Origin of the sequence: Acetobacter okinawensis (assembly GCF_002153655.1) — a bacterium.
GTDB classification, from domain to species: domain Bacteria; phylum Pseudomonadota; class Alphaproteobacteria; order Acetobacterales; family Acetobacteraceae; genus Acetobacter; species Acetobacter okinawensis_A.
The window spans coordinates 162,705-181,782 of sequence record NZ_JOPJ01000017.1 but is presented as its reverse complement, the minus strand read 5'-3'; the positions used below and the strand labels follow the sequence as shown (position 1 = coordinate 181,782).

General features: G+C 60.6%; 17 protein-coding genes and 1 pseudogene. 7 read left to right on the top strand and 11 right to left on the bottom strand.

Annotation, left to right across the window (positions count from 1 at the left end; translation table 11 throughout):
* From HK26_RS09355 to HK26_RS09340, 4 genes and pseudogenes are all read right to left on the bottom strand, one after another.
* Window positions 1-437: pseudogene (locus HK26_RS09355) on the bottom strand (hypothetical protein); the annotation flags it as partial.
* A gap of 150 nt (window positions 438-587) precedes the next feature.
* On the bottom strand, window positions 588-1,109 hold the full coding sequence (locus tag HK26_RS09350) for an iron transporter (protein ID WP_086639524.1): 522 nt from the start codon (window positions 1,107-1,109) through the stop codon (window positions 588-590).
* A 55-nt stretch (window positions 1,110-1,164) separates the two neighbouring features.
* Window positions 1,165-1,989, bottom strand: a complete 825-nt coding sequence (locus tag HK26_RS09345; RefSeq protein ID WP_086639523.1) for an FTR1 family iron permease — start codon at window positions 1,987-1,989, stop codon at window positions 1,165-1,167.
* Between the two features lie 3 nt (window positions 1,990-1,992).
* On the bottom strand, window positions 1,993-2,337 hold the full coding sequence (locus HK26_RS09340) for a cupredoxin domain-containing protein (protein ID WP_086639522.1): 345 nt from the start codon (window positions 2,335-2,337) through the stop codon (window positions 1,993-1,995).
* A gap of 89 nt (window positions 2,338-2,426) precedes the next feature.
* On the opposite strand from HK26_RS09340, the gene HK26_RS09335 reads away from it, so the two are divergent.
* Complete coding sequence (locus tag HK26_RS09335) at window positions 2,427-2,957, top strand: hypothetical protein (protein WP_086639521.1); 531 nt, start codon at window positions 2,427-2,429, stop codon at window positions 2,955-2,957.
* An 81-nt stretch (window positions 2,958-3,038) separates the two neighbouring features.
* On the opposite strand, the gene thiC is transcribed toward HK26_RS09335, so the two are convergent.
* Window positions 3,039-4,904, bottom strand: a complete 1,866-nt coding sequence (gene thiC, locus HK26_RS09330) for a phosphomethylpyrimidine synthase ThiC (protein WP_086639520.1) — start codon at window positions 4,902-4,904, stop codon at window positions 3,039-3,041.
* A gap of 478 nt (window positions 4,905-5,382) precedes the next feature.
* Between thiC and HK26_RS09325 the strand changes: the two genes are divergently transcribed.
* Entirely contained in the window at window positions 5,383-6,891 is a 1,509-nt protein-coding gene (locus HK26_RS09325) for a sugar porter family MFS transporter (protein WP_086639519.1), read from the top strand.
* Window positions 6,892-7,012: 121 nt separating this feature from the next.
* On the opposite strand, the gene accC is transcribed toward HK26_RS09325, so the two are convergent.
* From accC to aroQ, 3 genes are read right to left on the bottom strand one after another with little or no spacing between them, the layout of a single operon-like run.
* On the bottom strand, window positions 7,013-8,356 hold the full coding sequence (gene accC, locus HK26_RS09320) for an acetyl-CoA carboxylase biotin carboxylase subunit (RefSeq protein ID WP_086639518.1): 1,344 nt from the start codon (window positions 8,354-8,356) through the stop codon (window positions 7,013-7,015).
* Entirely contained in the window at window positions 8,356-8,817 is a 462-nt protein-coding gene (locus HK26_RS09315) for an acetyl-CoA carboxylase biotin carboxyl carrier protein (protein ID WP_086639517.1), read from the bottom strand. The genes accC and HK26_RS09315 overlap by 1 nt, the downstream gene beginning before the upstream one ends.
* Window positions 8,814-9,269 carry a type II 3-dehydroquinate dehydratase gene (aroQ, locus tag HK26_RS09310; protein WP_086639516.1) on the bottom strand — a complete coding sequence of 152 codons (456 nt, stop codon included), beginning with the start codon at window positions 9,267-9,269 and terminating at the stop codon, window positions 8,814-8,816. The genes HK26_RS09315 and aroQ overlap by 4 nt, the downstream gene beginning before the upstream one ends.
* Before the next feature lie 218 nt (window positions 9,270-9,487).
* Between aroQ and HK26_RS09305 the strand changes: the two genes are divergently transcribed.
* Entirely contained in the window at window positions 9,488-10,117 is a 630-nt protein-coding gene (locus HK26_RS09305; protein WP_374188234.1) for a septal ring lytic transglycosylase RlpA family protein, read from the top strand.
* A gap of 87 nt (window positions 10,118-10,204) precedes the next feature.
* Here the strand turns inward: HK26_RS09305 and HK26_RS09300 are convergent, their stop codons facing one another.
* Window positions 10,205-11,245 carry a YihY/virulence factor BrkB family protein gene (locus HK26_RS09300; RefSeq protein ID WP_086639514.1) on the bottom strand — a complete coding sequence of 347 codons (1,041 nt, stop codon included), beginning with the start codon at window positions 11,243-11,245 and terminating at the stop codon, window positions 10,205-10,207.
* Between the two features lie 451 nt (window positions 11,246-11,696).
* Between HK26_RS09300 and HK26_RS09295 the strand changes: the two genes are divergently transcribed.
* On the top strand, window positions 11,697-12,827 hold the full coding sequence (locus tag HK26_RS09295) for a type III PLP-dependent enzyme (RefSeq protein WP_035372800.1): 1,131 nt from the start codon (window positions 11,697-11,699) through the stop codon (window positions 12,825-12,827).
* Between the two features lie 226 nt (window positions 12,828-13,053).
* Entirely contained in the window at window positions 13,054-13,800 is a 747-nt protein-coding gene (locus HK26_RS09290) for a YfdX family protein (protein WP_086639513.1), read from the top strand.
* A 120-nt stretch (window positions 13,801-13,920) separates the two neighbouring features.
* Here the strand turns inward: HK26_RS09290 and ccmB are convergent, their stop codons facing one another.
* Both ccmB and ccmA read right to left on the bottom strand, forming a co-directional pair.
* Window positions 13,921-14,589 carry a heme exporter protein CcmB gene (gene ccmB, locus HK26_RS09285; RefSeq protein ID WP_025829105.1) on the bottom strand — a complete coding sequence of 223 codons (669 nt, stop codon included), beginning with the start codon at window positions 14,587-14,589 and terminating at the stop codon, window positions 13,921-13,923.
* On the bottom strand, window positions 14,586-15,284 hold the full coding sequence (gene ccmA / locus HK26_RS09280) for a heme ABC exporter ATP-binding protein CcmA (protein WP_374188233.1): 699 nt from the start codon (window positions 15,282-15,284) through the stop codon (window positions 14,586-14,588). Before ccmA ends, ccmB begins: the two co-directional genes overlap by 4 nt.
* A gap of 240 nt (window positions 15,285-15,524) precedes the next feature.
* Here ccmA and acnA point away from each other — a divergent pair, with 240 nt between their 5' ends.
* Both acnA and HK26_RS09270 read left to right on the top strand, forming a co-directional pair.
* Entirely contained in the window at window positions 15,525-18,218 is a 2,694-nt protein-coding gene (gene acnA, locus HK26_RS09275; RefSeq protein WP_086639511.1) for an aconitate hydratase AcnA, read from the top strand.
* A gap of 64 nt (window positions 18,219-18,282) precedes the next feature.
* Complete coding sequence (locus HK26_RS09270; protein ID WP_086639510.1) at window positions 18,283-19,044, top strand: amino acid ABC transporter ATP-binding protein; 762 nt, start codon at window positions 18,283-18,285, stop codon at window positions 19,042-19,044.
* Window positions 19,045-19,078: the final 34 nt, after the last annotated feature.

Sequence of the window (19,078 nt, the reverse complement as noted above, 5' to 3'; positions counted from 1 at the left end):
GCGGGGCCGGTGCCCGAGCCTGAGCCATTGGGCCCGTCATTACCAGACGGGTTACCGCCTGTGGTGTTACCCCACAGTTCATCCACTTCCTGAATGTCGAGGGTAATGCCGTGGCGGGCCATCCAGTCGCGCGCACCCCAGACGCTGCCCAGCAGGTGGTCGCTCAGGTCGGGGTGGTCTGCATCGGGGGATTTGGCGGCCTCTGCCGCGCGCATGGAATCCCGCACCGTGGCCGGGTCAATCTCGGAGACCAGAGGGCCGGAATTGCCAAGACGGCGGCGGTCCTGCTCCAGCTGCGTTTCTGCATTCTGTGCAAAAGCTGCTGTGCTGGAAAGGAGAGATAAAGCGAGAGATACAAAAATAGTTTTGGAAAATTGCCTGCTTTTTTTTGCGTGGCAGGATTGTCTATGGCGTGGCGCCAAGCAGAATCTTGACATGAGGTTGCGTCCTATTTGCGAATAATTATCAAAAACATCAATATGGGAAAGCGTGTTAAGTTAAATATGTTTTAATTGCAACCCAGAAATACAAAAAAAGGGCAGGGATTTGGCATAATCCCTGCCCCAATATTTAATATTTAGAAAAAATTACTTCTGGGGGTAGCTAAATGTAAAGCTTTCCGTAAAGGGAGCCCAAAAGCCGGGTGTGCCCGTTTCTTTATCCGTGTGGTGCAGGAAGCCGTTGGTTTCGGGCGAGCTGTAGCGGAACACAACCGTGTAGGTGCCGGGGCCATCCATTTTGACATTGTTGGCGTAATGCGCACCATCTTTTGCAGTCATGGGGTGCAGAATGCCCTCATTCTTCCAGCTGGAGCCCTTTTTGGTCAGGGTGTAGTCCACGCCAATGTAGGGGATCCATGCACCATCGGGAAAACCCCAGGGGTTGTCTGCGGTGGCATGCACGTCGGTTTCAAGGTGAATGGTGTCCGCACCCATGGCCATGTCCTTGGGCATGGGGGCCATGTCCACGCCAAGCAGGTAGTTGGCGGCAATTTCCATATCATGCGCCTGCACGGGGCCACCAATGGGGTATTCACGCGCCATGGCCGGAGCAGCATAGGCGGCGGAAAGAGCGGTCAGTACGGAAAACACTTTGATACAACGCTTCATTTCATATCTCTGCGATCAGATGTGCCGTAGGGCACAGGGTTGAAAAGGTGGGGAATTATGGTGAGGAGGAGGGGTGTGGGCGGGTGCGCACAAAGCGTTCTGCAACCAGCAGGCAGGCAAGGGTCAGGCACCAGACAAGAATCTGAACCCCTGTTGGCCTGTCGGTGTAACCGGCAAGGGCTTTGGCCGTGCGGCCAGCAAGGCTGCCATCGGACAACAGCCAGGATGTATCCCAGATGTCGTAACCCAGTGCCGGAATCAGGTCATCGGATGCAAGCAGGGCCGCTGCCTGAGAGGCCATGCCTGCCGCCAGAATGGAGACAAGAATATTGGTGACGGCAAAAAGATGCCGCAGGGGAATAATGATTAACCCACGATACAGGGCATAGGACAGAACAGCACCGCCCAGCACACCCAGCAGGCCGCCGCTAAGCAGGGAGAACGCGCCAACATGGGCCGATACGGCAATACCGTAGAGGAAGAGCACAACCTCCATGCCCTCGCGCAGTACGGCCACGGCTACCACGGTAGCCAGAGCGCCAAGGGAGCGATGACCGGAGGAGACAGCAGCCCCCATCTGCTTCATTTCCTGCGCGAGTTCACGCCCGTGCCGCGCCATCCAGATGACGTGCCACGAGAGCATGAGAACAGCCAGACACAGGATGGATGCGGCAAAAATGTCCTGTCCATTGCCAGAGAATGCGGTGGAGAGTGCCCCGGCAAAGGCTGCGGCAATGGCTGCCCCGGTTACACCGGCGGCAATGCCGCCCGCCACCCACCAGCCCCGACCGGCAATGCCGCGCGTTGCCGCAAGCACAATGCCAATAACAAGGCCCGCTTCCATAACTTCACGAAAAACAATGATCAGACTGCCAAGCATGGTTTACGGCTTTGCTTCTGCGGTGACTGTTCCCTTGGCCTGATCGGGGTGGTAGTCATCAAAAAAAGTATATTGTCCGGGGTGTAGCGGGCCTGCATGCACACGAATTTTGGAGCCGGGGACAATAATTTTTTCAAATTTCATGTCATAGCTCTCAAGCTCGTCGGTCGTGCTGTCCTGGTTTTCCAGTTCAATGATAAACCGCTCGCCAGCAGGCACGCTCAGATGATCAGGTTCAAAATGATGATCTTTGAGTGTAAGGTGATAAACGGTTTGCGCCTGAGCCTGCGCGGGAGGAAAAAGATACATCCCGCTCAAAAGGGGGAGGGCTGCAAAAAGCCGTTTCATTCTCTGGTTCTCCGCTTGTCTTGACTGTTTGGGTTAGTGAGAATCATTATTAAAGTCAATGTTTATACCGATCGGTGAATTGTAAAATCATGTCGAACCATCCTCTGGCTTTTATGCGTCTGCCAACGGACCTGCTTATGGCGCTGGATAGCCGGACCTTCCACTTCTGGTTCCAGCCGATCCATTATCTGGTCAGAATGCTGCATATCCTGAGTATGGCTGGGTTTTTTGGGCTGGAAATGCTGTTCGCCCTCGCGGTGGTCCAGCAGATGGACAAGGATACGCTGGTCCGTCTTTCGCGCTTTATGCTGCGTCCTTTGCATATCAGCTATGGCATAGCCATGATTACTGGAGTCGCCCTGTTTTTTTACGACCCCGTGCACATTGGGGCGCGTGCCTATATTACGCCCAAGCTTTTGGCGCTGGTGCTGTCCGGCGTGCTGGAGTGGTATGGTCACAAGGCCATTTACTGGCCGATCATGAAGGGGCGAGAGGACAACGTTTCTGTCTGGTGCAAGGTTTTTTGCTTTTCCGCCTGTATGGTCTGGGTGGCGGTCATCGTGTTCTCGTGCCTTAATACCGAAGGTGTGCCCAAAGTTTTCCTGCGGCATTATTTTTAACGGGAAGACAAAAAATATGGAGAACAGGCGAGCCTATTCTCCATATTTATAAATATTCAAACAGTTATACGCGCTGTGCCATTATTCGGCGGCAACATAGACCTTGCCGCCAGCCTGACGGAACTCCTCATTCTTCTGCTCAATGCCTGCAAGGCGAATGGCATCTTCCTTGAGGTCCTGACTGATCCGCATGGAGCAGAACTTGGGGCCGCACATGGAGCAGAAATGCGCCGTCTTGTGGGCATCCCGCGGCATGGTCTCATCATGGTACGCGCAGGCCGTGTCGGGGTCGAGCGAGAGGTTGAACTGGTCCTCCCAGCGGAAGGAGAAGCGCGCGCGGCTCAGTGCGTCATCGCGCAGCTTTGCCCCCGGGTGCCCCTTGGCCAGATCAGCCGCATGGGCGGCAATGCGGTAGGTGATCACGCCGGTTTTTACGTCGTTGCGGTCGGGCAGACCAAGGTGTTCCTTGGGCGTGACGTAGCAGAGCATGGACGTGCCAAACCAGCCGATCATGGCAGCCCCAATGGCCGAGGTAATATGGTCGTAGCCCGGTGCAATGTCGGTTGTTAACGGACCAAGCGTGTAGAACGGGGCCTCGTCACATTCGCGCAGCTGCTTGTCCATGTTCTCCTTGATCTTGTGCATGGGCACGTGGCCCGGCCCTTCGATCATGACCTGGCAGCCTTTGGCCCACGCAATCTTGGTCAGCTCGCCCAGTGTTTCCAGCTCGGCAAACTGGGCCGCGTCATTGGCGTCGGCTATGCTGCCCGGGCGCAGACCATCCCCAAGGGAGAAGGAGACGTCATACGCGCGCATGATGTCGCAGATGTCTTCAAAATGCTCGTACAGAAAGCTCTCGCGGTGGCCGTTCAGGCACCAGCTTGCCATAATGGACCCGCCGCGTGAGACAATGCCGGTGACACGGTTGGCCGTCAGGGGGACGTGTTGCAGGCGCACGCCCGCGTGGATGGTAAAGTAGTCCACGCCCTGCTCGGCCTGCTCGATCAGCGTGTCGCGGAACACCTCCCAGTTCAGCTTGCTCACATCCCCGCCTACTTTTTCCAGCGCTTGGTAAAGCGGGACCGTGCCAATGGGGGTGGGGGCGTTACGCAGGATCCAGTCGCGGATGTTGTGGATGTTGCGGCCCGTGGACAGGTCCATGACCGTATCGGCACCCCAGCGGATGGACCAGACCAGTTTTTCCACCTCGTCTGCGGCGGAGGAGGTAATGGCCGAGTTGCCGATGTTGGCGTTCACCTTGACCAGAAAGTTGCGCCCGATCACAACCGGTTCCAGCTCGGGGTGGTTGATGTTGGCGGGAATAATGGCGCGCCCGCGTGCGATTTCTTCGCGCACAAATTCGGGGGTTACAAATTCGGGCAGGGCGGCGTTAAAGGAGTTGCCGTCCTTGAGCTGTGCCGCAGCCTCGTCCAGCGCTTTCTGGCGGCCCAGATTTTCGCGGTGGGCCACGTAGATCATTTCTTCGGTAATAATGCCTGCGCGGGCAAATTCGTACTGCGTGACCGGCTTGCCTGCAACGCCCGTAAGCACCGTGTGGGGGGCAGGACAGGGCTGGACCAGATAGCTGCCTTCGGCCCCGCCGTTGTCCTCGGGGCGGATGCTGCGCGGCGTTGTGGGGGTCAGGCCACGTTTGGCCAGCCATGCACTGCGCAGCTTGGGCAGGCCCGCGCGCACATCAATGCTGGCAGTGTCGTCCGTGTAGGGGCCGGACGTGTCATACACCCGCAGCGGCGGCTCGTTGGCGGACGGGTCGAGCGCGATCTCGCGGAAAGGGACGCGGATATCGGGGTGCCCGTCGGGGCTGGAATAGACCTTGCGGGAACCGCGAATGGGGCCAGTGGTCACCTGCCCCGGTGCGGGGGCGGCCGTGTTGGCCGGTTTGGGGTTGCCGCCCTGTGTGGGCTGGCCTGTGGTGGTGGCAGACATTGCTTTATAGTCTCCTCAGGCGTGAGGAGGACAGGCCCGTTGAAAGGAAGCAGCCATTGCGGGCCACGCCTGCCACAGGGGCGGGGCGTTTGTTCCTTGCAGGCACCAGTCCCTCCGCCGGTATGAGCCGGATCAGGTTCCCCGCCAGAACCCTATGTTGCTGGCGGCAGGGTCGCCACGGTGCTCTCTGCTGGTGCAGTAAAGCGTTTAGTGGCCTCTCAGTTCCTTGTACCGGAACCCCCCTTGGTTATGTGTAAGCAGATAGCCTGAGGTGTGTGTGTGTCAAGCATTTACACCAAGATGTGACCCTGCGGGGGCTGATCGGGGGCGGGCAGCTATTATGGGGGAGGGAGGATTCCCGCCATAACCCTGCGGCTTTTTCCGGGCGTATGGAGAATGGCATGCAGGAGCCCATTTATTATAATAAAGAATAATTCGTAAGATATGCAAGTTTTTTCGAGTATGTCATGATTGTGTCATGCAGACAGAAAGAAATAAAACGCTTGATGCGGTAAAAAATCTCGAAATCTCTCCACGTGCTCATTACGTTTTGTGGATAGCGGCATTTGTGTCTGCCATATGCGGCGGTCTTTACGGATACGACACGGGAATTATTTCTGGCGCACTTCTCCTTATTACCAAGGACTTCCACTTAACCTCCGTGCAGGAAGAAATGGTCACCTCGGCCATTCTGGTTGGCGCGGTCATTGGTGCGGTGGGTGTGTCGTGGTTTTCCGAGCGCTACGGGCGCAGGATTTCGGTCATGCTGGTTACGGCGGTGTTCGTGCTGGGGGCGGTCGCCTGTTCCTACGCGTCCAGCGTGACCATGCTGGTCATTGACCGGGTGTTCCTTGGCTTTGCGGTTGGCGGGTCCACGCAGGTGGTGCCGACCTATATTTCGGAGCTGGCACCCGCTGCCAAACGCGGCAATCTGGTCACCCTGTTTAACGTGGCCATTGGCATTGGCATTTTCATGGCCAATCTTGTGGGCTTTACCATGCGTGATGCATGGGGCTGGCGGCCCATGGTGGCCATTGCGGCCATTCCCGCCGCCGTGGTGTTCGTGAGCATGTTCTTCCTGCCCAAAAGCCCCCGCTGGGTGGCCGAGAACGAGGGCATGGTCTCAGCCGTCAAGCAGCTTGGGCGTGTGCGTACGTCGCGCAAGGTGATCCAGCGTGAGATCACGGAAATCCGCAAGAACGTGCTGGGTATGGATGAGGATGAACGGGGCTGGAAGGGCCTTCGGCTCCCGTGGGTCCGCCCTGCGCTGGTGGCCGCACTGGGTATTGCGTTCTTTACGCAGGCCGGTGGGCTGGAGATGATGATCTACTACACCCCTACCTTCCTCTCGGATGCCGGGTTTAATAGCTCATCAGCTCTGCTGACCAGCCTTGGTGTGGCTATGGTCTATCTGGTCATGACCCTGCTGGGCTGCCTGTTTGTGGACCGGATTGGCCGCCGCCGCCTTGTGCTGATCATGGGACCGGGTTCCGTGCTCAGCCTTATCGGGCTTGGTGTCATGTTTGCCCTCCACCCCGATAAGGGCAGTGTGGGAAGCTGGATGATTGTGGCCTTCCTGCTCCTGTTCATGGTGTTCAACTCGGGGGGTATTCAGGTTGTAGGCTGGCTTTTGGGAGCGGAGCTGTTCCCCCTGCCCATGCGTGCGGTGGCCACCAGCCTGCATGCCGCCGTGCTGTGGGGGGCGGACCTGCTGGTAACAGCAACAGCGCTCTCGCTGGTGCAGCTTGTCTCCCTTGGTGGGACAATGTGGATTTATGCGGGCGTTAATCTGGCATCGGTCGTGTTTGTCTATTTCTGCGTGCCAGAAACCAGCGGGGCCACGCTGGAGGATATTGAAATGGCCCTGCGTGAAGGTGAGTTTGTGCCCAAGGCCGAGAACAACTACGCCATTCCCCAGTACACGGTGGAAGATGAGGCCGCACCGGCATCTACCGCCACCCCTGTTCCGGCGGGGAGTGCTGCCTGAGCATGCCGTCTGTCCTGCACGGGTCATAACCTGTGCAGGGGAGGAGAATCAGAAAAGCAAAAAGGCCGGTCCACAATATGGACCGGCCTTTTTTGTGCAGGCTGTTCTGGTGCGTGCGCGCTTACTGCGTGCGCGCCATGAACTGCTCCAGCCAGTGGATGGTGTAATCTCCGCTCTGGAAGCCGGGGTCCTCCAGAATGGCGCGGTGGAGCGGGATCACGGTCTTGATCCCTTCCACCACAAATTCGTCCAGTGCGCGCTGCATGCGGGCAATGGCCTGCGCGCGCGTGGGGGCGTGGACGATCAGCTTGGCGATCATGCTGTCGTAATACGGGGGAACGCGGTAGCCGGTGTAGAGCGCGCTATCTACCCGCACGCCCAGACCACCGGGGGGGTGGTACACGGCCACGGTGCCGGGGCAGGGGGCAAAGGTGGTCGGGTCTTCCGCGTTGATGCGGCATTCAATGGCATGGCCAGAGAAGGTGACATCCGCCTGCGTGTAGCCCAGCTTTTCGCCCGCTGCCAGACGGATCTGCTCGCGCACCAGGTCCACGTCGCACACCATCTCGGTAATGGGGTGTTCGACCTGAAGGCGGGTGTTCATTTCGATAAAGCAGAACTGCCCGTCCTGGTACAGGAACTCCAGCGTGCCTGCGTTGCGGTACCCCATGCGCGAGAGCGCTTCGGTTGCCGTGCGGCCGATGCTGTCGCGCTGCTCGGCGGAAATGGCGGGGGAGCCTGCCTCTTCCAGCACCTTCTGGTGGCGGCGCTGGAGCGAGCAGTCACGCTCGCCAAAATGGACCACGTTGCCGTAGTTATCGCCCAGAATCTGGAGTTCGATATGGCGCGGGCGGTCCATGTATTTTTCCATGTACACCGCATCGTTGCCAAAGGCTGCGCGCGCTTCGGTACGGGCCATGCTCCATGCATCGGACAGTTCATCGGCCGAGTGGGCGACCTTCATGCCCCGTCCGCCGCCACCGGCTGCGGCCTTGATCAGCACGGGGTAGCCAACGCGGCTGGCCACTTCGTGTGCTTCTTCAAGGTTGGCCAGTTCCCCGTCCGAGCCGGGGACCAGTGGCACGCCAAGGGCGAGCATGGTGGTTTTGGCTGTGATCTTGTCGCCCATCATGCGGATATGCTCCGCCGTGGGGCCAATAAAGACCAGACCGTGGGCTTCCACCGTTTCGGCAAAATCCGCATTTTCGGACAGAAAGCCGTAACCGGGGTGAATGGCTTCTGCCCCGGTTATGGTCGCAGCCGACAGGATGGCCGCCACATTCAGGTACGAATCGCGCGAGGAGGCGGGGCCAATGCACACCGCCTCATCCGCCAGACGCACATGCATGGCGTCGGCGTCAGCAGTGGAGTGGACCGCCACGGTTTTGATCCCGAGTTCCCGGCAGGCGCGCAGGATACGAAGGGCGATCTCGCCACGGTTGGCGATAAGGATTTTGGAGAACATTACTCGATAATGGCAAGCGGCTGGCCAAATTCGACCGGATCGCCCGAGGCGACCAGAATGGCCTTGAGCGTGCCGCCCTTGGGGGCCTTGATCTGGTTGAAGGTCTTCATGGCTTCAATCAGCATCAGGGTCTGCCCTGCGGTCACAATCTGCCCTTCGCTGGCGAAGGGGGGGGAGGACGGGTCGGGCGTCAGGTAGGCCACGCCCACCATGGGGCTGGGCACAGCACCGGGATGGCGGGACAGGTCCGCCGGGGCTGCGCTGGCCACCGCTGCGGAGGCGGCAGCCACGGGGGCTACCGGCGCTGCGGGTGCAGGCGCTGCGGCCTGCACGGTCGCGGGCGCACGGGCCACACGAATGCGGCGGTCTTTTTCAGACACCTCAATTTCGGTCAGTCCGGTTTCAGTCAGAATTTCGGCCAGAGCCCGAATGGCATCCGCGTCCACGAGCAGTCCGCTCATTGGTCATCCTCATCCAGAATAAGATCAGTCATTGCCTGCAAGGCCAGAGAATACCCGCCAACACCCAGTCCGCAGATCACGCCGGTAGCGGCGCGCGAAACGTAGGAGTGGTGGCGGAATGGCTCGCGGCGGTGAATGTTGGAGATATGGACCTCAATAACTGGCAGGTCCGTAGCCAGCAGTGCATCCAGCAGGGCAATGGACGTATGGGTATAGCCTGCGGGATTGATAATAATGCCTTTGGCCCGCCTGCGGCACTCCTGCACCCAGGAGATCAGCTCGCCTTCTATGTTGGTCTGGCGGAAGTCTATGGCCAGCCCCAGCTTTTCGGCGGTCTGCAGGCATAGCTGTTCCACGTCGTCCAGCGTTGCCCGCCCGTATACTTCGGGCTGGCGCTGGCCAAGCATGTTCAGGTTGGGGCCGTTCAGCACAGCAATGAGAGGTCTTTCCATGACAGACGGGGCCGTAGCACGATGCGCCCGCGTATCCAAGAGAAAGCGGCACGAAAAGTGGGGCCACTGCCTTCCGCACCTGTTTGGGGCCTGCGTGCACATAGGGGCAGATGGTCATATTTTTGCCACGCGGGGGCGGAATAACTGCGCAAGTTGCCCGTAGTGGAGGCCGAAAAAGGTTGCCTTCGGGCATGTAAAGGGACCATTAAGGAGTGGTCTTGAACAAAAACGGAGTTAACAGGCGGATGTCAGCCCTGCGCCGGGCACTTCTTGGAAGTGTGTTAGTCACAACCTCATTGTTCGCGCTCCCTTCAGCCCATGCGGCTGCGGCGGACGCATCAGGTGGTACTGCATGGGCCGAATCCGTGCATAAGGCCCTTGCAGCGCGCGATGCGCAGGATGTGACCGATGCTGGCACCGTTTCCGGTAGCGAAGTGGCACAGAAGGGGATGGCAAGCTGGTATGGCGCACGCCAGCACCTGCGGCGCACCTCCTCGGGGGCACGGTTTGACAAAACCCGCCTGACAGCCGCCCACCCCACAGCCCCCCTTGGCAGCAAACTGCGCGTGACCTCGGAAGAGACGGGGCGCTCTGTTGTGGTAACGGTCAATGACCGTGGGCCATATAGCCGCGGGCGGATTATTGACCTCTCACAGGCTGCGGCCGCCCAGATTGGTATGCTCGGTGCCGGTGTGGCGCATGTCAGCGTGCAGGCTGCAACGCCAGAGGAAGTGGCCGCAGCACCGGAAGTGCGGACAAAGTCCACGCTGTCCGCCACGTCCAAGTCGCAGGCCGGGCAGCATGGCCGCCCGCTGCACCTCCAGCGCAAGCGCTTCGGCCACCCATAAGCTTTAACCCTCGGTCTGGGCCTTCTGCCAGTTGCCGCTCTGGAGGTGTTGCACCTCAGGCGTTACCTTGGCGGGCGGTTTTAGTGCTTACAGTTCCGCGCTAGGTGCGCGGGGGCAGTCCGTTGGTGTGGCAGGTTTGCTGGCCAGCATGGCATCGCTTTCCGTCGGGTGGATCAGCCCAAGGGCATACCCTTCCATCTGGGCGTTAAGTTCTGCCCCCATCAGCACCACCCATGCGGTCACAAAAAACCACATCATAATGGCGATAAACGCACCCAAAGGTCCGTACGTCGCGCTGTAGCTGGCCAGATGCGCCACGTAATACGAAAAACCAAGGGATGCCCCGATCCACGTAATGGTGGAGGTCAGCGCACCGGGTAGCACCCAGCGCCACTGCGTGTGCCGCTTGCGGTCCGGCCCAAAGCGGTACAGGGCTGACAGGGCCAGTGTTTCAAAAGTGAACATGACCACAGGCCCGCTCCAGCGCGCCAGAAACTCGATGGAGCCGGGAGGGGTGGGAATGTGCAGGATGGCGGGGAGTGCCAGCAGCAGCGGCATGGCCACCAGCAGCGCCAGCGTGAGCACCGCGCCAAGTATGCCAGACAGGGTCATGGCGAAGGCCGTGGCCTGAAACACCAGAAAATTGCGGTTTTCACGCGTGTTGTAGGCAATGTTCAGGGCGGACAGGATGGAGCGTGTGGCGGCGGAGGCGGACCAGAGCGCGACCGTGAGCGAGATGATCAGGTTCATGGTCAGGGAGGACGGCGGCTCGGCCACCAGTGTCTGCACCCGGTCATAGAGCAGGTTGAATGCGCTGGGGGGGAGGAGGTTCCGCAGAATGTCCATCTGCGGGGCCACTGTCTGCACGTCAAACGCCAGCCCGTAAATGGAGATCAGCGCGCTGATGGCGGGGAACAGCGAGAGCGTGGTATAGAACGCGCACCCCGCAGCCACCAGCGTGGTCGGCCCGAACACAAGATTTTTAAAGGTGTTGGACACAATAATCCGCCAGTCCGCGCGGCTCATGGCCCACGGGCTTGCAAAGCGCAGCTTGGCGGTCAGCACCGGGGCTTCGGGGGCTGTATGGTGGGTAAGGGGGGGGCGGTCCGACTGCCAGAGAGCCTGCATGAAGTCACAAAGATCCTTGATCTGTGGTTTGGCCTGATGTGTGCATCAGGCACTCCACGTGCGCACCATGGTCGGCCGCAGGGGCCGGTTGTGGAGTCTGGTCAGGTGTACTTCACAATGGGGCGCACAAAAGATTTTACGTGAACAGGACAGCAGAAAAGCGTGAAGCAACCATAATGTTTCCAACTCTTATCGGGGCTTGGGGGGGTGTGCCAAGTTTTTTTGTTTTCTTGGGATTTTTTACTTGCGCTTGTGTTGGTTTGGCCGCATATCCACGCCCCTACGCAGCAACGCACGTGCCACTGGCCCTCTGAGGTTACGCAACGACGTCAAGCGTTCTGGCTAATCGGGACCTCTTTGCAGGTCTGCCTTTCGCTGGTCCGTTAGACCGTTTCGCAACGTCCTTCTCCGCACATACAGGCGGGGGAGCCTGAACTGGGGGAGTGGGGACATGAATCCCAAAATCACCCGTTTTCTTGCCGAGCAAAAGCCGGCAACGCCCTGCCTTGTCGTCGATGTTGACCAGGTGGAAGCCCGTTACCGCGCACTGGGCAAAGCCCTGCCGCTCGCGCGTATTTACTATGCGGTCAAGGCCAACCCGGCCATGCCCATCCTGACCCGTCTGGTCGGGCTTGGCTCCTGCTTTGATGCGGCATCGTGGGAGGAAGTCTCCCTCTGCCTTGCCGCAGGGGCGGACCCCGAGTCCATTTCCTTTGGCAACACGGTCAAAAAAGTGTCCGCCATTCAGGCCGCTTACAAGGCTGGCGTGCGCATGTTCGTGTTCGACTGCCGCGAAGAGCTGGAAAAAATTGCCCAGCATGCTCCGGGCAGCCGCGTGTACTGCCGCCTTCTGGTGGACAATTACGATGCGGAATGGCCGCTCTCACGCAAGTTTGGCACCACGGTCGAATCCGCGCGTGACCTGATGCTGGAGGCGCGCGCGCTGGGGCTGGACCCGTATGGTCTGTCCTTCCATGTGGGCAGCCAGCAGCTCTCGGCCGAGGCGTACGAGGCCGCAATCTCCCGCGTGGCCAGCCTGTTCACGGACCTGAGTGACGCCGGGCTGGACCTGCGCATGATCAATCTGGGCGGGGGCTTCCCCATCCGCTACCGCGAGGATGTGCCCGAGATCGACCATTTTGCCGGGGCGATCTGCCGCGCCATGACCGAGCATTTTGGCAATGCACTGCCCGAAATGCTGGTCGAGCCCGGTCGCTTTATTGTGGGTGAGGCCGGTGTGGTCCGTACCGAGGTGGTACTGGTGAGCGCACGAGGCCGTCAGGACGGGCCACGCTGGGTGTATCTGGACATCGGGCGCTTTGGCGGTCTGGCGGAAACAGAGGGCGAATCCATTCGCTACGCGATCCGCACCGCACGGGACGGCTCCCCCACGGGACCGGTTGCACTGGCTGGCCCAACTTGCGACGGGGCGGACATCCTGTACGAAAAAACCCACTACGACCTGCCGCTTGACCTGTGCTCGGGCGAGCAGATCGACCTGCTGGGTACGGGGGCTTATGTCTCCACCTACTGCTCAACCCGCTTTAACGGCTTTGCGCCGCTGAGCGAGCACTACATCTGAGCCGACCTGCCGTGGAGTGTGCGCTCCACGGGTCATGCGTCAACGATCAACCCTCATCCGCCGCGCCGCTTTGGCCCGGTGGGTGGGGGTTTTTTCTGTTCTGCTCCCCTCTGCCATAAAGACAGGCCTGTATTGTGCGCGCAGCCCTTTGCAGCAGCCCCGATGCGCTTAACAATTGCCGCAGACACAGGGCCCATGATCGGGGCCTTGGGTAAAGGGAGTTATCATGACACGAATGGGTATGCTGCTGGGTACGGTTCTGGTGGCAACGGCTGGGGCAAGACCTTTGTATGCACAGCAGGCGCCAGCAGGGGCCGCCACCGCCAGCACGGTTGCACAGTCCGCCGCCACGCAGGACTTCAGCCGTCTTTCCGATGATGGCAGCATGGCGTTCGAATATCTGTCCCTCGCCCGCAACGCCATTTTTGATGGGGATCTGGCAGGGGCCAAGGCCCTTATTGCCAATGCCCAGCAGGCACTGGCCACGGCCCGCTCGGACAACACCGCCTTCCAGAAAGCCGCAGCAGAGTTGATGCCGAGCAAAACCGGCCAGTCCCGCCCGCGCCCCAGTGCTCCGGTTACGCAGCAGGTGGCATGGTTGCCCATTGATGGTGAGTTGGTGCTGAACGCCAATGCGGAGGAAACACCGGAAAAAACAGCCGTTGTGGCGGCTGCCAACCGGCACCTCAAAGCCGGTAACCCCGCCCGCGCGGCTGAAGTGCTGCGCGTGACCAGTGTGGATGCGGATTACGTCATTGCCGCCGTGCCGCTGGAGCAGGTGACGCAGGACGTGGCCCGTGCCGCCAAGCAGATTGGCAAAGACCCCTACAAGGCGAGCGAAGCCCTGCGGGATGCGCAGCAGGCCGTGCGTTATGCGTCTGTGGACATTCAGGCGGTCTCTAACGCGCAGCCTGCTGGTGGTGCGGCCCCGGCCAAGGCAGCACCGGCCCCGGCTCCCGCCCCCGCAAAATAAGGCGGGTTCAACTGGTGTGGCCTGCTCCGCCGTTCTGGCGGGCAAGAGGGCGGGCCACACAGGCTGCAACACAGGGCGGGGACCACACCAGTGGCTCCCGCCTTTTGTGTGTTTGCGGTGTTACTCTGCCGCGGCCCGCAGTCCGGCCCCTGCCGCAAGGGGGCAGAGTGGGAGCGTGCCTGCGACAAAAGCGCCCAGCAGTTCAAGGTCGGGTTGCCATGGCAGCCCGTTGGAGGCGGCATCTATTGCGGCTGCGCCAAAAATCAGGGCGGGGGTTGCCAGTGGCAGGGTCAGCAGGGGCAGCAGCACCCCCCCACGGCGCGCGCCCAGCACAATGGACGCCCCCATACCCCCGATCAGTGACAGCACGACAGAGCCCAGAAACAGCCCCCCCAGCAGCACAGGCAGGGTGGTGGCGGGCAGGCCCAGCATAATGGCCAGCGGGCCAGCCGCCAGCAGGAGCGGGACGCCGGTTGTCAGCCAGTGGGCGGTTATTTTGGCAAGGGCGACCAGTGCCGGGGGTAGGCCAAGGAGGAGCAGCTGGTCGAGCGATCCATCCTCCAGCTCCGCGCCAAACAGGCGGTCCAGCGGCAAAAGGGCTGCCAGCAGGGCGCAGACCCACAGAATACCCGGTGCCATGTGGCGCAGCAGCTCGGGCGAGGGGCCAAGAGCAAGCGGGAACAGCGTGGCGCTGACCACAAAAAACAGCACGGCACCCAGCGTATCCGCCCCGTGGCGTACGGCCAGCCGCAGGTCGCGCATGACAATGCCCCAGAACAGACGGGTCATGCGTACTCTCCCTCATACAGGCTTATGGGTCGCGGGTCGGCGGCACCGGGCAGGTCCAGCGCGCAGGTGTTGTCCAGCGGCAGGGGGACATGGGTTGTGGCAATAATTACGCCGCCCCGTGCGCGGTGTGCGGCCATGGCGTTGCCCAGCAGGGTAATGGCGGCCGAATCCAGCCCCAGACTCGGCTCGTCCAGCAGCCACAGTGGGGCCTGGGCCAGCAGCACGCGGGCAAGGGCGGTGCGCCGCTTCTGCCCGGCGGACAGCAGGCGGGCGGGCAGGTCGGCCAGTGGGCGCAGGTCCATGGCCTCCAGCGCATCGGCCATGCTGGCACCGGGGCGAGTGAACAGGTGCAGGTTTTCGCGCACGCTCAGGCCGGGTTTGAGCGCGTCCTGGTGGCCAATATAGGCCACGCGCTCCGCATGGGCGGCGGGGTCGGCAAAAATGGACTGCTCCTGCCATGTCAGCTGCCCCGAATCGGGTTTGCGCAACCCGGCCAGCACACGCAGCAGGGTGGATTTGCCCGCGCCATTGGGGCCGGTCAGCAGCATGGCGTCGCCCGCGCGCAGGCACAGGCTGACGCCATCAAGCACCAGACGGTCCCCGCGGAACACGCACAGGGAGTCCGCAACCAGCAGCGGCGCAGGGGCCGCAGCGGGGCCGCAGGGGGCATCGGCACGGGTGTTGGAGTGGCTCACGGAGATGGGACTTCTCCTTTTTGTTACCGTAATCACACAAAAAGCGGGAGTGCTCGCGCGCTCGTGGTCGCTCCCCCGCTTGTGCCTTTTATCTGTGCCGGTATGTTCTAGCCCCAACGGGATATCAAGCCGGTTGTCCGAAGAGCGGACACGCACGCAGCGCCGTGCGGAACAATACGGAACACAACGGTGTCCTGAACGCATCACCAGCCATCGGCTGTGATCGGGGAGAAAGCGACGATGAAATCGGTTGGCCACGACTCACTTAAAACAGGCCGCACCCTTGAGGTTGACGGTAAGACCTACCACTATTTTTCCATTCCCGAAGCGGCAAAAACCATTGGCGACGTAAGCCGTCTGCCGGTTTCGCTCAAGGTTCTGCTGGAGAACATCCTCCGGTTTGAAGATGCGCGCTCCTACAGCGTGGAAGATGCAAAATCCATCGCTGGCTGGCTGCCCAAAGGGGCCAGCTCCAAGGAAGTGCCCTTCAAGCCCTCCCGCATTCTTATGCAGGACTTTACGGGTGTTCCCGGCGTTGTGGACCTTGCGGCCATGCGCGACGGCATTGTCAACCTCAAGGGCGACCCGCAGAAGGTCAACCCGCTGGTGCCGGTCAACCTTGTGATCGACCATTCCGTGATGGTGGACTTTGCAGGCACCGATGAAGCCTTGCAGGAAAACATCACCCTTGAGTTTGAGCGCAACGCGGAACGCTACGCCTTCCTGCGCTGGGGCCAGGAAGCGTTTGAGAACTTCTCCGTGGTGCCGCCCGATACGGGCATCTGTCATCAGGTGAACCTTGAATACATCGCGCAGGTGGCATGGACCGCCAACGTGGGTGGCAAGGACTATGTGTACCCCGATTCGCTGTACGGCACGGACAGCCACACGACCATGATCAACGGTCTGGGCGTTCTGGGCTGGGGTGTTGGCGGGATCGAGGCCGAAGCCGCCATGCTCGGCCAGCCCATTGCCATGCTGATCCCCGACGTGATCGGCTTCAAGCTGACCGGCAAGCTGCCAGAAGGGGCTACGGCTACCGATCTGGTGCTGACCGTGACCCAGATGCTCCGCAAGAAGGGCGTTGTTGGCAAGTTTGTGGAGTTCTTTGGCCCCGCCCTTGACCACCTGCCCGTTGCCGACCGCGCCACCATTGCCAACATGGCCCCCGAATATGGTGCGACCTGTGGCTTCTTCCCCGTGGATGAGCTGACGCTGGACTTCCTGCGCCAGACCGGGCGTGACGAACACCGCATCAAACTGGTCAAGGAATACCTGCTGGCGCAGGACATGTTCCGCACCGAAAAAACGCCCGAACCCGTGTTCACGGACGTGCTGGAACTGGACCTGAGCACGGTTGTGCCGTCTCTGGCTGGCCCCAAGCGCCCGCAGGACCGCGTGGAACTGAAGAGTGCAACCACGGCGTTTGAAAAAGAACTGACCTCCTCCCTTGGTGTTCCCGCGGCCGAAGCCGACAAGAAGGTTCCGGTCGCAGGCACCAACTACGAGCTGGGCAGTGGGGATGTGGTGATTGCGGCCATTACGTCGTGCACCAACACCTCCAACCCCGCCGTGCTCATTGCCGCAGGGCTGGTGGCCCGCAAGGCACGCGCTCTGGGCCTGACGCCCAAGCCGTGGGTCAAGACCTCGCTCGCCCCCGGCTCGCTGGTGGTGACCGACTACCTCAACCGCTCCAACCTGACCGAAGACCTGGACGCCATGGGCTTCAACACGGTTGGTTACGGCTGCACAACCTGCATCGGTAACTCTGGTCCGCTGCCGGGCAACATTGTGGACGCGATTGAAAACAACAACCTTGTTGCTGTTTCCGTCCTGTCGGGTAACCGTAATTTTGAGGGGCGTATCTCCCCCAACGTGCGCGCCAACTACCTTGCCAGCCCGCCGCTGGTGGTCGCCTACTCGCTGCTGGGCACCATGCGCAAGGACATTACAACCGCGCAGCTTGGCACATCCAAGGATGGCAAGCCGGTGTACCTCAAGGACATCTGGCCTTCCAACAAGGAAATTGCGGACCTGATCGCCTCTTCCATCACGCGTGAAGAGTTTATCAAGCGCTACGCCAACGTCAGCAAGGGCACCAAGGAATGGCAGGGCCTCAAGGTCGCTACCGGTTCCGAAACCTACAAGTGGGACCCCAAGTCCACCTACGTGCAGGACCCGCCGTACTTCAAGAACATGGCGGTCGAGCCCACGGCTCCGGGCAATATCTCCGGTGCGCGTATTCTGGCCCTGCTGGGTGACAACATCACCACCGACCACATCTCCCCCGCCGGTTCCATCAAGAAGGACAGCCCCGCTGGCCGCTACCTGATCGAACATGGCGTGGAACCCAAGGACTTCAACTCCTACGGGTCCCGTCGTGGGAATGACCGGGTCATGGTCCGTGGTACCTTTGCCAATATCCGCATCAAGAACGAAATGGTGCCGGGTACGGAAGGGGGCTATTCCAAGCACTTCCCCGACGGTAAGGAAGGCGCGATCTATGACGTGGCCATGGAATACAAGGAAGCGGGCGTGCCGCTGGTTGTATTCGGTGGTAAGGAATACGGCATGGGTTCCTCGCGCGACTGGGCTGCCAAAGGCACCCTGCTGCTGGGCATCAAGGCCGTGATCGCGGAAAGCTTTGAGCGTATCCACCGTTCCAACCTTGTGGGCATGGGCGTTCTGCCCCTGCTGTTCAAGGAAGGCACGACCCGCCAGACCCTCGGTCTGAAGGGTGATGAAGTCATCAGCATTTCCGGAATAGACAAACTCACGCCCCGTATGGACGTGATTATGACAATTACAAGAAATGACGGTTCCAAGCAGGAAGTACCGCTGCTTTGCCGGGTCGATACTCTGGACGAGGTAGAGTATTACAGGCATGGTGGCATCCTTCAGTACGTCTTGCGAGGGATGACGAAAGCTGCCTGAGAACCCATCCGTTCAAGGTGAACGTCTTATTGCCGACCCGGTGCAAACCGGGTCGGCTTTTTCTATGAATGACCCCGTAGTTCTGAGTGCGGAACAGTTGCACAAGGACTTTGGTGAGGGTGAGGTGCTGTGTGGCGTGTCCATGCAGGTCCGCAAGGGGGAGCTGGTGTCCATCATCGGTCCTTCGGGTTGCGGTAAATCCACCTTCCTGCGGTGTCTCAATTTTCTGGAAATACCGGACCGTGGGACGGTCACCGCCATGGGCGTGACCATTGCGCGCAATGGTGGCCCCTGGCGCAGCGCGGAGGAGCATCTGGCCCACCGCCTGCGGACCCATGTGGGCATGGTGTTCCAGAGTTTTAATCTGTTTCCGCATCTGAGCGTGCTGGATAACGTCCTGCTTGCCCCCCGCGTGGTCAAAGGCGGCAATGCCGAAGCCGACCGCGAGGAAGCCATGGCCCTTCTGGAAAAAGTGGGTCTGGCCAAGGTGGCGCAGCGTTACCCGGTTTCGCTCTCCGGCGGGCAGCAGCAGCGTGCGGCCATTGCCCGCGCACTGGCCATGCGCCCCGAGATCATGCTCTACGATGAGCCGACATCCGCCCTTGACCCCATTGTGGCCGAGGAGGTGCTCAACGTCATGCGCACACTCGATGACGAAGGCATGACCCAGATTATTGTTACCCACGACATGCGCTTTGCCGAGGTCGCATCCGACACGGTGGTGTTCATGGATGGTGGCCATGTGATCGAGGCTGGTCCGCCAGAAGTCCTGTGTGTGAACCCCGCCCATGAACAGACACGCCGTTTTATGAGGACAGTCCTGTGAAGAACACCCCACAGCCCCGCCCTCGGCGCTTTCT

Coding starts and splice junctions, on each gene's coding strand:
- HK26_RS09335 (WP_086639521.1), top strand. CDS start 2,427: ATGTCGAACCATCCTCTGGCTTTTATGCGTCTGCCAACGGACCTGCTT.
- HK26_RS09300 (WP_086639514.1), bottom strand. CDS start 11,245: ATGCAGGCTCTCTGGCAGTCGGACCGCCCCCCCCTTACCCACCATACA.
- HK26_RS09345 (WP_086639523.1), bottom strand. CDS start 1,989: ATGCTTGGCAGTCTGATCATTGTTTTTCGTGAAGTTATGGAAGCGGGC.
- thiC (WP_086639520.1), bottom strand. CDS start 4,904: ATGTCTGCCACCACCACAGGCCAGCCCACACAGGGCGGCAACCCCAAA.
- HK26_RS09350 (WP_086639524.1), bottom strand. CDS start 1,109: ATGAAGCGTTGTATCAAAGTGTTTTCCGTACTGACCGCTCTTTCCGCC.
- HK26_RS09315 (WP_086639517.1), bottom strand. CDS start 8,817: ATGAGCGGACTGCTCGTGGACGCGGATGCCATTCGGGCTCTGGCCGAA.
- accC (WP_086639518.1), bottom strand. CDS start 8,356: ATGTTCTCCAAAATCCTTATCGCCAACCGTGGCGAGATCGCCCTTCGT.
- ccmB (WP_025829105.1), bottom strand. CDS start 14,589: ATGACCCGTCTGTTCTGGGGCATTGTCATGCGCGACCTGCGGCTGGCC.
- aroQ (WP_086639516.1), bottom strand. CDS start 9,269: ATGGAAAGACCTCTCATTGCTGTGCTGAACGGCCCCAACCTGAACATG.
- HK26_RS09325 (WP_086639519.1), top strand. CDS start 5,383: ATGCAGACAGAAAGAAATAAAACGCTTGATGCGGTAAAAAATCTCGAA.
- acnA (WP_086639511.1), top strand. CDS start 15,525: ATGAAATCGGTTGGCCACGACTCACTTAAAACAGGCCGCACCCTTGAG.
- HK26_RS09290 (WP_086639513.1), top strand. CDS start 13,054: ATGACACGAATGGGTATGCTGCTGGGTACGGTTCTGGTGGCAACGGCT.
- HK26_RS09340 (WP_086639522.1), bottom strand. CDS start 2,337: ATGAAACGGCTTTTTGCAGCCCTCCCCCTTTTGAGCGGGATGTATCTT.
- HK26_RS09270 (WP_086639510.1), top strand. CDS start 18,283: ATGAATGACCCCGTAGTTCTGAGTGCGGAACAGTTGCACAAGGACTTT.
- HK26_RS09295 (WP_035372800.1), top strand. CDS start 11,697: ATGAATCCCAAAATCACCCGTTTTCTTGCCGAGCAAAAGCCGGCAACG.